At 41.0% G+C, this 15438-nt stretch carries 13 protein-coding genes; all 13 read right to left on the bottom strand.

The features are described 5' to 3' along the window. Nucleotides 1-1296, bottom strand: a complete 1296-nt coding sequence (locus Q0688_RS03325) for an ATP-binding protein (protein WP_299073161.1) — start codon at nucleotides 1294-1296, stop codon at nucleotides 1-3. Continuing rightward, nucleotides 1293-2633: a sigma-54 dependent transcriptional regulator gene (locus Q0688_RS03320; RefSeq protein WP_299073159.1), complete on the bottom strand. Its 1341-nt coding sequence runs from the start codon at nucleotides 2631-2633 to the stop codon at nucleotides 1293-1295. The genes Q0688_RS03325 and Q0688_RS03320 overlap by 4 nt, the downstream gene beginning before the upstream one ends. A gap of 144 nt (nucleotides 2634-2777) precedes the next feature. Further along, entirely contained in the window at nucleotides 2778-3983 is a 1206-nt protein-coding gene (locus Q0688_RS03315) for an FtsX-like permease family protein (protein WP_299073158.1), read from the bottom strand. 12 nt (nucleotides 3984-3995) lie between these two features. Next, nucleotides 3996-5309 (bottom strand): ABC transporter permease, encoded by a 1314-nt coding sequence (locus Q0688_RS03310; protein ID WP_299073156.1) that lies wholly within the window; start codon nucleotides 5307-5309, stop codon nucleotides 3996-3998. 1 nt (nucleotide 5310) lies between these two features. Then, nucleotides 5311-6045, bottom strand: a complete 735-nt coding sequence (locus Q0688_RS03305) for an ABC transporter ATP-binding protein (protein WP_299073154.1) — start codon at nucleotides 6043-6045, stop codon at nucleotides 5311-5313. Between the two features lie 54 nt (nucleotides 6046-6099). Further along, on the bottom strand, nucleotides 6100-7356 hold the full coding sequence (locus tag Q0688_RS03300) for an efflux RND transporter periplasmic adaptor subunit (protein WP_299073152.1): 1257 nt from the start codon (nucleotides 7354-7356) through the stop codon (nucleotides 6100-6102). Between the two features lie 744 nt (nucleotides 7357-8100). Further along, nucleotides 8101-9024, bottom strand: a complete 924-nt coding sequence (locus Q0688_RS03295) for a DUF2608 domain-containing protein (protein ID WP_299073150.1) — start codon at nucleotides 9022-9024, stop codon at nucleotides 8101-8103. 142 nt (nucleotides 9025-9166) lie between these two features. Further along, entirely contained in the window at nucleotides 9167-10225 is a 1059-nt protein-coding gene (locus Q0688_RS03290) for a cyclase family protein (protein ID WP_299073148.1), read from the bottom strand. Nucleotides 10226-10365: 140 nt separating this feature from the next. Next, the gene (locus tag Q0688_RS03285; protein ID WP_299073146.1) at nucleotides 10366-11748 is read right to left on the bottom strand and encodes a hypothetical protein; all 1383 of its coding nucleotides are present in this window, start codon (nucleotides 11746-11748) and stop codon (nucleotides 10366-10368) included. A 453-nt stretch (nucleotides 11749-12201) separates the two neighbouring features. Then, nucleotides 12202-13125: a DUF2608 domain-containing protein gene (locus Q0688_RS03280; RefSeq protein WP_299073144.1), complete on the bottom strand. Its 924-nt coding sequence runs from the start codon at nucleotides 13123-13125 to the stop codon at nucleotides 12202-12204. 577 nt (nucleotides 13126-13702) lie between these two features. Further along, nucleotides 13703-14479 carry a hypothetical protein gene (locus Q0688_RS03275; protein ID WP_299073142.1) on the bottom strand — a complete coding sequence of 259 codons (777 nt, stop codon included), beginning with the start codon at nucleotides 14477-14479 and terminating at the stop codon, nucleotides 13703-13705. Between the two features lie 153 nt (nucleotides 14480-14632). Next, complete coding sequence (locus Q0688_RS03270; RefSeq protein ID WP_299073139.1) at nucleotides 14633-14923, bottom strand: DUF1330 domain-containing protein; 291 nt, start codon at nucleotides 14921-14923, stop codon at nucleotides 14633-14635. A gap of 93 nt (nucleotides 14924-15016) precedes the next feature. Continuing rightward, a complete protein-coding gene (locus Q0688_RS03265; RefSeq protein ID WP_299073137.1) occupies nucleotides 15017-15235 on the bottom strand; it encodes a hypothetical protein in 219 nt (72 codons plus the stop codon). Between the last annotated feature and the right edge of the window lie 203 nt (nucleotides 15236-15438).

The raw sequence follows: 15438 nt of genomic DNA, 5'->3' as shown, positions 1-15438 counted from the left end.
TTAATTAGGCAGTGTCACACGAACCATCAAACCGCCTTGCTCTCGGTTGTATAGTGAAATATTGCCTTGATGTGCCTCCACAATTTCTCTACACAGTGCTAAACCTAGGCCACTGCCCGTTGCCTTAGTGGAGTAAAAGGGAATCAATACGCTATTTAATCTAGATTCTGCAATTCCTTTGCCTTGGTCGGTCACAATTATAGTGGTGTCGTTGACTCGTTGCTGGATTTCTACTGTGACCTTATCGGGATCAGTTTCGGACTCATGGGCATTTTTTATTAAGTTTATTAGCAATTGCTCTAATTGTGACTTGTCGGCGAATAGGTGTTCCACACCATGATTGACATAGTTAAACTGCCATTGTTCAGACAATTGCTCAAAAAGCTTTCCGCAGTCTATCGCTTCTTGTTTAGGCTCGGGTATTTTGGCGAATTTTCCGTATCCTTGCACAAAAGTACTTAAGTGTTTGATGCGTTCATCTATGGTTTCAAACACTCTTGTTAGGCGATCATCTTTTGCATTGTTACTTAAGATTTGACCACTATGTAGCATTGAAGAGATCGGCCCGAGAGAGTTGTTAAGTTCGTGGCTAATGACTCGAATCACCTTTTTCCAAACAGCCACTTCTTGACGACTGAGTTCTCGCGTCATTTGCTTAAGTATGTACAAGGTATGAGATTGGTTATTTAAGACAAATGTGCCTAAGGAAATATGCCAAGTCTCTGGCTCTTGTTCGTCTTTAACGACACTAAAAAGCCCTTCTTTGTTTTCTTCAATGGCTGCTTGTGTGCCTTTTGGGGTGTGTTCATACAAAGACGAAAGTTCTCGCCCTTCTATGCCGTCGTGTACTTTAAAAAAATGCCGAGCGGCAATATTGCTAAATACAATTTGCTCTTGTTGATTAACTAAAAATAAGACTTCTGGCGAACTTTGGGTAATTTTATCGAGCATAAGTTCGCGTTGATACAGCCAATGCTTTTCATCTCGTAGTTGCTCAATGGTTTGATTAAAGAGCGCGCACATAAGCCCTAGCTCATCTTTATTTTGATAATTTAGGCTAGTTGAAAATTCGCGATCTTTTAAGTTGAGTAGTCCTGTCTCTAAGGCGCTTAAACCCTCACCAAGATCTTTGAACAAAAAACGCAGTAATAAAAAGCAAATTGACATGACGCTTGCGGCAAAGCCAAACTTTTTTAATATGTCCCAATCTAAAAACCAAAATATTGGAATAAGGGCAAGCACACAGCAAAACGAAGTGATCAGCCAAATCCGCGTAACTATGCGCAAATTTTTCAATATTCAATCCCAAATTTATTTAAGCGCCTATACAGCGCTTGGCGACTCATACCATAATGTCTGGCTACTTTTGCAATGACACCTTGGTGTTCCTTCATAGAGGCTTCAAGTTGATCTTTATCCGGCTCAATAGTTTTAGGCGAAGTGGCAGACGCGCTGTCTCTTGGCTGTTCTGAAACAGCGAAGTCTTCTGGTTCAATAATCCCTTCGGCTTTAAGTACCGCGACTCGTTTGCAGGCATTTTCAAGCTCACGGACATTGCCTGGCCAAGCATGTTGTAACAATGCTTTTTCCGCTGACAAACTCAGTGTTCTGTGAGGTAAAAAGTGGTTTACCAGCGGCATGATATCGTCTACACGTTGATGCAAAGGCGGAAGTTGCAATTCAATCACGTTCAATCTGTAATACAAATCTTCTCTAAAAGTGCCTGCATTTATGGCGTCTTTTAAGTGCGCATTGGTAGCTGAAATCACTCTTACGTTAACTTGTTGGGTTTTAACTGAGCCTACGCGCTCAAATTGCCCAGTTTGCAATACCCGCAAAAGCTTGGTTTGACCGGAATAAGACAAATTACCAATTTCGTCTAAAAATAACGTTCCTCCGTCGGCGGCTTCAAAACGACCTATTCTTGTTTTGGTTGCTCCGGTGAAGGCCCCTGCTTCTGCTCCAAATAATTCTGCCTCAATTAAATCTGCGGGTAACGCGGCACAATTCAATTTGATGAATGGTTTTTTGAATTGCTGTGATTGTGATTGAATAACTTCTGCAATTTTTTCCTTGCCAGAACCATTAGGACCGGTAATTAACACTGAGACATCTGACTTTGCAACCTGAATGGCCATATCAATCACCCGCTGCATTGCCGCACTAGCGTAGACTAAACCAACATTTGCAGCAGCAGTTTGAGTAGGCGCTTGTTGCTCTTGATGTCGTGCTAAGGTTGCTGTTTTTTCTCGCGTTTTGCCTAGTTCTATTAGATTGGCAACGCTGGTAAGCAATTTTACGTCGTCCCAAGGTTTAGCAATATAATCAGCAGCTCCGGCTTTTACTAAACCAATGGCTTGCTCTAAATCGGTCCATGCGGTGATTAAAATAATGGGTAGATTAGAATTTAGGTTTCTCAGCTCTGTGAACAGCGCTTTACCTTCCTCGCCTGATGTTGTGTCACTGGTAAAATTCATATCTTGAATCACTAACGACACTCTTAGTTGATTAACAAATTGGAGCGCTTGTTCGGGAGACGTAGTGGTAACCACCTCGTAACCATGGATTTCGAGCAATAATGATAGCGCTTGAAGCACTGCGGTGTTGTCATCTACTATTAAAATCTTATCCATTTATTATTGTATTTACTTACTTTTAAAAGAGTTTTTTAGAAAAAGCTTTAACTCATCTATTTAAAAAACGACATTATTGTTACCTGTTAAAGGTATCAATAATGCCAATCCGTAATTGTCTATCCCTATTAGAGATAATGTTGGTTATATGCTTCTTGTTGCAATGCTGGGTGAAATATTAGCCGCTCTATTGGCTGGCAGTAAGACCGACAATAAACTAAAACTCAATACGAAAATAGCGGTTATCGCTATATAACTGTGGTTCAATGCAGGCAAAGAGTAATATTCAAATAGGGCTTGCCCTAAAATCAATGCTCCCACGGCTCCAAATATCAAGCCGGCAATACAAATCAGACAGTTTTCGACCAAAAAATAGCGGACAATAGCCGACTTGCGTGCACCTAGTGCTCGTCGGGTGCCAATTTGTTTAGTGCGTTTGTTAATATTAAAAACGGTTAAGCCAAAAATCCCCAACGCTGTCACTAGCACTAATACAACTATCAGCACTATCAGCATTCTCATCATTAACACATCGCCAGCGTTATACTCATCCTTGGCATCATCTAAGCCCTTTAAACCGAAAATAACTCGTTTGTTATATGACGCTAACATGGCATCTTCAATTTGCCCCAAAATGGACGAACGCGAAGATGCATCGGTGCGTACTACTATTTTCTGCAACGAGCCCGTTTTAGACATGGGTAAAATAACCATATTCTTAGGAGAATCATCTTTTAGCCAAGGCCCCAACATTTTGTTTACCACACCAACAATTTTTACCGGATAAGGGCCTAAGTAAATGATGTTGCCCAAGCCGTCACCATTAGGGAACATTTCATCTAAAAAAGATTTAGACGCAATCGCTACCGTTGGTATAGTCGCGCTTCCTTTAAAGACAATAACATCATCTGGCGTAAAGCCACGTCCTTCAGACACTTCAAGTCCCAGTGAATTAAGTACATGTTCATCAGCCATGGTAAACCCAGCTCGCACACCTTTACTGTCTTTCGAATCAGCATCCAAATGAAAGCTTGAAGCCGCTCCACTGCCACTTAATGGAACTGTGCTTAAAATACTAGCGTCGATTACGCCAGGAATATTGCGTAACATCGCTTCATCTGCTTCAAAAACTTGATTTAGGTCTCTGTCTTTACCGTAGGTAAGTACCGCAAAACTGAATATTTCATCTTCTGGATAACCTGTGTCTTGCTGCAAATACTCGACTTTATCTTTAATAATAAATGCGGCATTGCTTACAATGGCGGTAGTAATCGCTATTTGAATAAGTAGCATCATGGCACCCGCTTTTGAGCGACACAATGAGTTGAATATTGGTTTTATTTCTAACATTTTTATCCGCTCCTATTGGGTTTTTAAATAAAGGGCAGGTGTGGTTCTACACACTAACCAAGCTGGGTATAATCCGGCCACAACGCACGCGCTTATCGCAATTACCGGCGCTGCAAGGAGCATACTTAAGTCCATTGTGGCCAAGTCCGAGTAATAACTGTAAGTTGAGCGCACACCCCACAATCCAAGTTGGGCCAGACCTATGCCTAAGATCCCTCCCATAAACCCAAGCAATGACACTTCTACTAAATGCTGCATAAAGATATTGCGTTTACTTGCACCTAGTGCTCGACGTACTCCCACTTCTGGTGCGCGGCGCAAAAACTTACCCAACAGTAATCCTAAAATATTTGCCAAGCACACAACAAGGAACATAAAACTTAGTCCAACTAAAATTCTATTCTCTTCAGACACAACATTATTGTAGGTTAGCCACTGGTTGACGTTGCGCAGGCCGAAATACTCTTTTTCTCGGGTGTATCGCCCAAGCTGACCTTGCCCGTCTAAATAGGCACTTAAAAACTCACGATATTTTGTTTCTTGTTTAGGTGATGTAAGTTCAACCCAAAACTGTATCCAGTACATTTCTGAGTTTAAGCGATCTTGATAGGTGTTAACTTCTTCATATTTCCAGCTATTGGTATTACCCCAAGTTGGAATTTCCATAGCGGGTATCAGTGAAAATGGTATAAACACTTTTTCGCTGTTAACAAACGCGCCATTATTAATATCGTAGTACTTAATATGAATATTCCATTTTTTAGTCACGCCTACTATTTGGAAGCTAGCGTCATCTAAGTAAATTTGTTTGCCAATCGAGTTTTCACCTCCAAATAATTTGTCGTTGAGTTCTTCACTTATAACAACTACCGGTGCGGCCCCTTTTTCTTGCGCCATTGACCAAGTGTCGCCGTATAAGAATTCAAGATTAAACATGGCAAAAAAGTCGCGACCCGTTACGCGAGTACTTTCTAAAAATGGTTTTACGTGATCGCTATTCATGTGCACTGTAAACCCACTTTTGATAGACGGCACTTTGCGCATTGGAGTGTCTGCTTGATAGAGTGATATGGCGTCTTTGTATGTGATTTGATGGGGCAAATCATCTTCAGTCCACCATGTATTGCCATCATCCATAGTGCCTAATTGAAGGTTAAAAAGCTGGTCACTTTTTGATGGAATGGGATCCATAGACATCATGTGATAAACCGACAAACTGGTCATGGTAATACCAATCCCTACGGCAATAGCCAGCACCATTAATATTGATACTAGAGGCGTGCGTTTAAAGCTACGCCAAGCTAAATCTATATAGTGGCTAAACATTTTACACCTCCGCAACTTTTGGCAATTCTGACTGAGGTACAACAACTCCGCTTTCTCGACTTTGATATAAAGTAAAGTCCGCTAATTGACCATCTACAACTTGAATATTTCTAGGTGCACGACGAGCTAATTCAGGATCGTGAGTCACCATAACAATGGTTGCCCCTTCTTTATTGATGTTTTCTAGCAATTCCATTACTTGACGCGCCATCAAGCTGTCTAAATTACCGGTTGGTTCATCCGCTAGTAAAAATCTAGGTTCGCCCGCTAATGCTCTTGCAATTGCGACTCGTTGTTGTTGCCCACCTGAAAGCTGCTGTGGCAAATGTTTTGCCCGGCTGGCTAAGCCTACTTTTTCAAGACAGTCTTCAATTCTGCGCTTGCGTTCAGCTGATTTAATGCCACGATAGCGCAACGGTACTTCAACGTTTTCGTACAAGTTCAAATCAGGAATTAGGTTAAACCCCTGGAATATAAAACCTATTTTTTGGTTTCTCAAATCGGCGCGTTGGTTGTCGTTTAGTTTACCAATGTCAACGCCATCCAATAGAAATTCGCCAGAGCTGAAATCTTCCAACATACCCGCAATGTTCAAGAACGTAGTTTTACCCGAACCTGATGGCCCGGTTACGGCGATAAACTCGCCTTCTTCTACATTTAAATTAAAGTCTCGCAGTGCGTGTGTCTGCACTTTTTCTGTTTGATAGACTTTGGTGATATTTTTCATTGATAGCATGTTCATGATCCTTTTAAATAATTCTGTTTAGTTTCTATAAATTCTTGGTTTAACTTAGTTAAGTAAGATTGACTCGGAATCGTCAAACGCTTCGTAAGTTGAGATGATAATTTGGTCGTTGGCATTTAGGCCGGTGAGTATTTCCACTTCTCGCATGCTGGTCGCGCCAATTTGGATAGGCACTCGTTTTGCTACATCACCTTCTAACTTGTAGGCAACAAAACCACCTGCTTGTACAAAACTTCCGCGACGTACTTTTAAAACTTGGGATTTGTTTTCTAACAAAATACGCGCTGTGACTTGTTGATTTTGGCGGATACCTCTGATGTCTTTTTGATCGAAGCGCACTCTTGTGGTTACTTCACGATTAGTGACCTCAGGGGAGATACCAGACAAGGTCCCTACTAACTCTTGTCCTCCAATGGAGATTTCTACTTCCATGCCTAGGCTTAGTTCATTTGCATAACTTTCTGCTACATTTAGCTCGGCCTCATAAGCGCTTAGATCGACTAGTGTCATAAGTGGTTGGTTTTTACTGACTAACGAACGTTGTTGAGTAAGTAAGTTACCCACCACGCCATCTACACTCGCCAAAATATTCAACTCACTGGTTTTACGTTCGAGTTCAGCCACCACTAATTCTTGGCGGGAAACGGTACTGCGTGCACTATCCAGTTCAAATTCAAGGGTATCTTTAGCCAATGTGACTTCTTCTTTAGCGTGCTTAAAAGTCAATTTGGCGCGGGCTAAATCATCGATTGCTTTTTCCAAATCAATTTGACTAATTACGTTGCTCACAATAGAAGTTTGGGCACGCCTTTCTTCACGATGGGCAGCTTGTAAGTCAACTTCGGCTAAATCAAAAAGTTTAGTTAACTGTAAGGTTTGACGACGGGCGTCGAGTTTTTGTCTAGCCAGTTCGCCAGATAAACGCCCCAATTCAGAACGTTCTTGTTGCAATTGATTTTGCAATTCAGGGCTATCAACAGAAGCAACAATTTGTCCAATGGTTACTGTGTCGCCAGCATTAACCTTTAAATTTACGAATCCTTGCTCGGGTGAATATAGTTGCGGTGCATTGGCAGCAACAATTTTACCAGTAGATAATACGTCTCTTATCAAATCCCCTACTTCTAAGGTCGCTATTTGAACCGATGCACTATCGATGGAGCGATTAGCTGAGGGAGACCCAATGTAAGCGTATGCACTTGTAGCAACGATGAATATTAATATTGAAACAATCATCAGTTTGCGTTTATTGAATGATGTTTCTGAGACTTCGATGTCGGTGGCGCTAGTGTCTTTAATCATATTGATGAGCCTTTGATAAAAAATTAAAAAATAAGCATTACTTATGCGCTTACAGGTTGTTCGAACAAAGAAATAACCCAAGCAAGCATCAAAACGGTTATTGGTGAGATAAGAAAATAAATAATCATTTGAATACCTTTAAAGTTCTGTATTAATGAGCCAATTGCGAACCGTAATTATAATCATCATTACATTTCGTCTGCTTTATTTAGGAATTAATGCTAAAGCCGTGCCAGTTATTAAGTCATTGTTTTTTTTAAAATAACTATTGAATTTTATTTTTGAAAAAAGTGTCCGCGGACACAAATACCGTCCGAATCGGACACTATTCTATGAGTGGATTGCGTGAATGCTAATTGCAGGTGTTGGCATTTGTATATGGTGCCTCAAGCTAATTGAAACTGGGGGTTAAGGCTATGGAAGGCAGCATCCTATATTTTTTCTTAGCGGGTGTACTGCTAATTGCCATATCAATAAGAGATTTACTATTGCTCGCGACTAACCCGTTTCTTGGTATATACCCAAATCTTAAACTTAAACTCAGTGGAGACTTTTGGACATTTCTTTTAAACCCAGAAGTTAAGGATAAACAATCTACTTATTGAATGATGCTACCTTGTTACGGATTTATCCTGTTTTACGCCTTAAAAGGTCATAAAATCAGATAATGATCTTAACATTCTATTAAGCCTGAAGATCCCATCTTTAGGCTTAATAAAAGAGAGACTTTACGCCCAACATTCTTTAACGACCCAAACAACCTTGCTCTAGATCTCTAGCTGGAAAGATCTGCTGCAATGTTCTATTCAATTGCAGCCATTGCTCGGCCATGTTATCGGCTTGATCTTGGGTTAATACATGGCCAAATTGTTTTTCGCGCTGATCTTCTATATGGGTGTAGTGATAAATGCGCATATCCAGATTTTTAACATCCTGATAAGCCTTATAGATATTATCAATATTCTTTTGTGAATCATCTACAAAAACAATAGCCGAAAATTCTCTCTGAGTTTTATCTAGAAGGTGTTGCAACATTTCGCCTTTATTCAAGCCAGAGGTCATCATCACCCCTTGCATGTAGCTAATTTCTCGGCCTTTTATCTCGCGAAATGTCATTGAATCCTGCCCTTTTGGTACAAGAGCGCTTGCCGCTAAATTAACCTGATTACGGGCTAATTCACGCTCGGTCGCCGCACGATACTTAGGTGCACGTGAGGTTAATGCAATAACGGTATGCCCTGCTTTTTGCCAGTTAGTTATGTTGTGATCCACATTCTGCTCGGTCAGCTTCATAGGCGCTAATTCGTATAGCAAGCCGATTGAGTCTTCAAACAAACAAGCGACTTGCTGCGCTGCAGTGGGCTTTACGGCAAGTTTTCCCCTTTGCCACTGATACCAAACATCACTGCCCAAATCTGTCGTGCTAGTCAGAATGGTGTTATCAATATCCAGCACAACCAAAACGTTCTCCGCGCCATATTGCGCAGTTAATGACGCGGTATCAGATACAATCTCTGCATAAGCATTGGATTCAATTTTGACTACGCTTTTTGCCACAGGGTTTGTGCTAGCAACAGCCGATTCATCTTGCAGGCCGACTGCCGCGCATGATGACATCAACAAAGAAGTGAAGAAAAAGGGTAAATAGCGTGATAGGTTAATTTTCAAAATTATTCCAGTAAATATTGTTTAAAATTTTCAGACTTGACAGCCTATTATCAGCATATTCAGAGGTGAAGTCGAACAATCTCGCATTTTTTATCTGAGATAAAATGAGTGAAGGGGCTGAATAGCCCCTTTTTTTCAAGCGTTACTTAATGACCATAGGATTGATTGGAGAACCTGTTCCGCCTTTCATCTTGAGAGGAGCAACAGTGAAAAAGAAACTATACTGGCCATCTTCTGCAGAATCATCTGCCAAATCATCGAGCCAATATAACTCGGTTAAAACCACACCGAGGTTTCTAATTAGCGCGCCGTGTAAAGGGATCACCACGCTGCTGCCATCAATATCTTGAGCGGCTTTTTCAACGGCCAAATTATCCGCTGCGATAACAGGAATTTCCATATCATCGATCCAATTAACTAATGCGTCACTGTGACACAATCCTGGTTCGCTTAGGGCATTCCAATTTTTGTTATCGGACTCATCGTAAAAACGGCCCATTGAGCCAGTGCGAATAAGTAAAATATCTCTCTTTTTGATTTCTAGTTTTTGCTTTTTAGCCGCGGCTTCAATGTCTTTTAATGTGACACAATCATTAGGCGCCAAGCGATGATTAGCATCACCACGCAGTCTTCCTACATCAACTAACACACCTCGGCCAGCCACACCTACGTTGCCTAACTGCGCGATATCTACGAAATCATGGCCGTGTACGGTCGTGTCTGATGATTTGCCATTATATACTTGGTCCGAATACCACGCATGACCCAGCGCATCCATGTGGGTGGTGCCTTGCAAGTACATAAATACGGCATCATCAGAGTATTTCATTCCACCACTAGCTGGCTCTGACTTATTGGCAGAATAAATGCCTTCGTCTTGTGACATAAAATGCATCACGGGGATCCGACCAGGAAATACTGGACCAATGCCGTGAACCATTGGTAATTGCAGGGTGAAGCGATCCCCAGAACGAACGGCTTTAACACCACGTTTGACTTGATTCTCATCTAGATAATTGAGCGCCCCAATTTGGTCGTCCTTTCCCCATTTACCCCAATTTTTTGGCGAATCGGCTAATAAATCTGCAATTTTTGTTGAATCCTCTGCAAGCGAGGCAAAAGAGATAGTAGCCATCGCCACCCCAAAAAATAACGTAGAGAGAGTCGTCTTAAATTTTGTCTTAATCGTAATATCTGACATGTTCCACCTTTCTTGTTATGCCACTAATGGCGAGTTATTTTCCCTGTACGAACGCACAAAGATCTTTCAACTTTACATGCTGCTGTATCGTTCCTATGCCACATCTAAAATTGGCAAAAGTAGCATTGCGGTTAACCACCTTATTTATCACCTTTACGTGGCAATGGTTTAAACAATGTATTTTCGGTATCACCCTTAAAAAAATGTTTGCCGTAAATCAACAATACCAACAATATTCCTACAGCAAATGCCCACGCGGCCCCTTTGATGACAAGGATCGCGGCAATAACCCCAGCGATACCTAAGTCTGTTTGACTCTTGGCTTCCATAACACCAATACGAAAGCTCACAAAACCTTGGATTAAAAGTGTTAGCGCTAATGCGACTCCTAAGATCGGCTGAACCAAACTAACAACAGGCAGCAGCAATAACCCAGTATTGGTGCCCCATCTAAATGAGCCAGAACCGCCAAAGATAGATTGCATGGCGGCCCTTCCCTGCTTGTATCTTTCTACAATAACAACGTGCATTGCGGCCCATAAAGGCCCGCACATCACAACATCAGGGCCAAATATGCTCATTAAAACGTTTCTACCGCCAAATATCAGATGAGAGCGATTGGGATCATAGTCAATTTTTTCATCTGGCCTCACGTGGTCAGCCTCATCTAAAATGGCCTTGGTTTGCAGCACGTCACCGAATAACACAATGTATGCAGCAAGTGCCGTAGGGATAGCGGTAAAAAACATAGAAAATTCTGGGAGACCTACACCAAACACCGTGTATTCATTAAACATTAACGCAAAACTTGGGCTCGTTATGCCCCACTCAATATCAGGCCAACTGGCTTCAGAGACCAGTGGTGCGACAATCACCGCTAAAATGATAATGGGAAAAATACCCAAATTGCCAAAAGCAGCCCAAAATTGGTTACGCTTTTTAAGACCAGCAAAGTGTGGCGAAAAAATGAGATAAAATGCCAACCCCACAGCAACTGAGATAGTAATGGGAAATTGCTCAAACCTGCCGCCTTCTTTAAAGACCACTGCAACAGCGGCTAGACCCGCACCTAATATGACGCCCGATTTGATGGCTGACGGGATAAGCATAACAACTTTGGCGGCAAGTTTAGTTTGCCCTAACACCATAACCAGCAATCCAAGTGTGAGCTGAAACGCAATGAGGGCATGCACCCTATCGGTACCTGGATCAAATGTTTGCACATAGGTAATTAACAAAGGTACCGCGGGTGTTATCCATCCTGGCACTACTGGGTCGCCCAATATGTGATGTAATAAATATAAAAATCCATTGATCATGACAATGGCAATGGCAGCTTCAAATGGCATCCCAAGCAGTTCTACCATCAAGGGTATAGCAGCCAAGTCGACGGCACACATCAACAGCCCTTGAAGGTAATCAGGTAATTCAAATCTATAGTGGAAAAAAGGCAGGCGTACTTTAAATGGCCCTAGGGGATAAAAACTAGTTTCACTGCCATATTGGTGGTTTTTCCATCGCATTCGCTGTTGTCCGAATTGTTAAAGGTTGAAGTTAATATGCTTATTTGGATGTACGTTCACTGTCAGCTGCAGAGCATTGTCAGTAACAATGCGCGGAGTATTTAATTTAAATAAACTTTCAACCCGTAAGCTAACTAAACAACAATGCCAAAAATAAAAACATATTACAAACATATAGTTAACAAACGTATGGGTAACATCCGTGTAATTATTAGCGCGTTTGGATATGCTGAATAAGTACCGCATGGATCAGATGTTGACGCTGATTTTTATGCAGCGTTAAGACAATGGAATGGGCTTTGATGCGTTGTTTACAGACCTAAACTTATGAACGCCTTATGGCAACAAGGTTACTGTTACCCCTGGCGTTCGCAAAGACTTATCGGTAATCAGGCGTTTTTTGCGATTGTTTTTGATTGCAGTACAGTAAGAATCACGCTTACTCCAGAGTTTCTATCGATCTAAACAGCCTTGTTCTAGATTTCTCGCAGGAAAGATGTGCTGCAATGTTCTGTTCAATTGTTGCCATTGCTCAGCCATATTATCCGCCTGATCTTGGGTTAATACATGGCCAAATTGTTTTTCACGCTCATCTTCTACACGGGTGTAATGGTAAATATGCATATCAAGATTTTGAGTATTTTGATAAGCGTTATAGATATTATCGATATTCTTTTTAGAATCATCGACAAAAACGATAGCCGAAAATGTTCTTTGGGTTTTATCTAGTAGGTGTTGCAACATTTCGCCTTTATTCAAGCCAGAAGTCATCATCACACCTTGCATGTAGCTAATTTCCCTGCCTTTTATCTCTCTAAATAGCATTGAATATTGCCCTACAGGTACAAGTGCACTAGCAGTCAAATCAACCTGATTACGGGTTAACTCGCGCTCAGTAGCAGCACGATACTTAGGTGCACGAGACGTTAACGCGACTACGGTATGCCCAGCAGTTTGCCAATTAGATATAGTCTGATTTATGTTTTTCTCGGTTAACCGCATCGGTGCTAATTCGTAAAGCAAGCCGATTGAATCTTCAAACAGACACGCCACTTGTTGCGCTGCTGTAGGTTTAATATCCAGCTTGCCCCTTTGCCATTGATACCAAAGATCACTGCCCAAATCTGTAGTACTGGTGAGAATAGTGTTATCAATATCCAGCACAACCAAGACGTTCTCCGTGCCATATTGCGCACTTAAGGATGCGGTATCAGACACAATTTCTGCATAAGCATTGGTTTCTATTTTGACTATCCTTTTTGCTACATGACTTGGTGAAATAACAGCAGACTCATCATCTGAGCTAACAGCTGCACAAGATGACACCAAAAAAGCAGTGAAGAAAAAAGGTAAATAGCTTGGTAGGGTAATTTTCAAAATTATTCCTGTAAATATGGTTTAAAATTTTCAGACTCAACAGCCTATTCAGCTGTGAAGTCGAAACTGAATTACAGCCATTAACTTGTGTTTACCTCTAAACGTCAAGATCCCAAAACCTATGCTGAAGCTGTGTTGTAAGGCAACAAAGTATCTTTAAACGTGGGATTAAATAATGCAGAGACATTCAATCGAATTTATTGTCGCAATCCTTATGGCAGATGATCCGACATTATCGTCACAACGAGTTTGTCGTACCTTACGATAACAACGCGAACAAAACCTACCTATGATTCTCGTCTGGAAAAGCCGTCATAAGGCTCTGGTCTAAAAAGAGGAGCAAACTACCTAAAGCTGTTTTAAGAAAATTCAAACTACCAAACTATTATTGATCCAAAAATCATCATACGATTAATCAAACATAACTTTCGGCAATAGGCAATCTGATGCCATTAAAATAACAACCGAAAATATCAGCGTAGCAATGTTAATATTGCATGGATCCGGAACATGCTTGTTAAAGTTTTGTGAGGCAAGGCTTTCGCAAAAATTCTCAATCAAACATTAAGCAATACATTTAACCGTACTTCTTTTGGTGACGCTTTAAGATTTTTTCTTCCCGTTGTAATGCTGTCATGATCATAGCCGCAATAGATGGTGATGTGTTTTTAACAACTAATATTTGAGAATGCGCGGCGCATAGCACCTCAGCTTCACTCCATTGCTCTGCTATTTGAGCAACCCAAAGACGAAAATCATCAGCAGCACTTTCACGCCGCTCTAACGTATTAGACAAGGTCATATGGAAAGACAATTCAGGACTTTTTAAAACACCGAGTAAACCGGGTAATTTTAGAAACATTAAGGTGTCGTCAACATGTATGGTTTTTGATGCGATGTGGTAAGCCAATACCGATGAAAAATGCAGGTGCTCGTTATTGGAAATAAAATCAACACCTCGAGGCACTGAAAATTCAAAATCTGCCGAAAACAAGCTCTCAAACTCATTTGAATTAGTTAGCTCTGTTTGCCAGGGTAAGTCTGGTAACTTATCAAGATGTCGCTGTGTGCCGTACAATTTTGCGTTTGGATAGTCAGCATGTGCTTTTGCAACATGTATAGTATGGAAGGGGTGCAAGTTGATTATCGCTTCAATGTCGGCGCCATTGTTAGTTAGCGAGTCGACTTGCTGTTTAATATCATCTTGCAAAGTATAAGCGTCTAATAGCACAAACTTACCATTAGCGAGCTTTACCAACGATGCTTGGGTACCAATATTCAACAATCCGAAAACTTTAAATTCGCCGCGAATATTCCAAAAGTCATCAGAAATCTTGATTATTTTGTCAGTCATAAATAATGTTCATTTTGTATAATGTAATAAGTTTAACAGAAAACGACCCCAGAAAAGCTGCCTTGACACGGCTATCTACTATCTTGATATGCACAGCTTGTCGATTAAAGCAGATATAAGAACGAGCTTATTTTTTTTCGGAAGCTAGCGCCTTTATTCTAATCCCTCAACTAATATCGAGCATGCAGTGCTTCCGGCATCACGGTGCTTAGCTATCGCTTGATAGTCATCAGACGTCATCCAAGATAAAGCCGATTTTTTTGATGGAAACTCAATAATCACCGACCGCGTATCGTTCCAGTCTCCCATCAATACCGTCGGATTTTCGTCGACACTTAACATTTTGCCGTCAAATTTTTTGAACACCTCCATGAATCCAGCCGAGTACTTACCATACTGACTACGATCGTGTATTTTGAATCTAGCTATTATATAAACGGACAATGTATTGGGTTCCTTTTTGCCTAGTCTAAGATTAGTTAAACAAACTATTAGCGTGTCTGCAATGTAGTCAGTATTGTTGATATTTATAAGCCCCTAAATTTGGGCTAATACATGTTGGCCTTGCAAGCTATTTCCATATCGAGTGAAAATGCCATTAGTATTATTAAAGATTGCGTAAATACGCATCCAAACCCTTTTTTGGCCTGTTAACTGCTTGCAGCGGAGGTTATTTGGGTATTCTTCTTGCTCCACTACTAAGCCATTGAGTACCGCCCACTTCCATATTGGCTTAAATCGGCCTGAAGTGGACATAAGCTTCAACTCTGTAAAGGGCTTGAATTTGACCTAAAGTGGACCTTACACCAATTACATTCGTATGGCCGCAGATCAGACATACCAGCCTGTTTACTAAGTGGTTAAGGCATGGCTTTGTAAAGTTTATGTATAGGTCAAAAATTAGAATCAAAAGCACGTTATGATGGATTTTAGTGGTGGGTTGCACAAGGCTTAATAGG

Source organism: uncultured Paraglaciecola sp. (genome assembly GCF_937123705.1).
In the GTDB taxonomy this organism is placed as follows: domain Bacteria; phylum Pseudomonadota; class Gammaproteobacteria; order Enterobacterales; family Alteromonadaceae; genus Paraglaciecola.
This window is presented reverse-complemented; position numbering and strand designations above follow the sequence as displayed.

What these genes read in the sequence shown, in the direction of transcription:
- Q0688_RS03320 (WP_299073159.1), bottom strand. Translation starts at nt 2,633, where the DNA reads ATGGATAAGATTTTAATAGTAGATGACAACACCGCAGTGCTTCAAGCG.
- Q0688_RS03315 (WP_299073158.1), bottom strand. Translation starts at nt 3,983, where the DNA reads ATGTTAGAAATAAAACCAATATTCAACTCATTGTGTCGCTCAAAAGCG.
- Q0688_RS03310 (WP_299073156.1), bottom strand. Translation starts at nt 5,309, where the DNA reads ATGTTTAGCCACTATATAGATTTAGCTTGGCGTAGCTTTAAACGCACG.
- Q0688_RS03305 (WP_299073154.1), bottom strand. Translation starts at nt 6,045, where the DNA reads ATGCTATCAATGAAAAATATCACCAAAGTCTATCAAACAGAAAAAGTG.
- Q0688_RS03300 (WP_299073152.1), bottom strand. Translation starts at nt 7,356, where the DNA reads ATGATTAAAGACACTAGCGCCACCGACATCGAAGTCTCAGAAACATCA.
- Q0688_RS03290 (WP_299073148.1), bottom strand. Translation starts at nt 10,225, where the DNA reads ATGTCAGATATTACGATTAAGACAAAATTTAAGACGACTCTCTCTACG.
- Q0688_RS03285 (WP_299073146.1), bottom strand. Translation starts at nt 11,748, where the DNA reads ATGCGATGGAAAAACCACCAATATGGCAGTGAAACTAGTTTTTATCCC.
- Q0688_RS03275 (WP_299073142.1), bottom strand. Translation starts at nt 14,479, where the DNA reads ATGACTGACAAAATAATCAAGATTTCTGATGACTTTTGGAATATTCGC.
- Q0688_RS03265 (WP_299073137.1), bottom strand. Translation starts at nt 15,235, where the DNA reads ATGTCCACTTCAGGCCGATTTAAGCCAATATGGAAGTGGGCGGTACTC.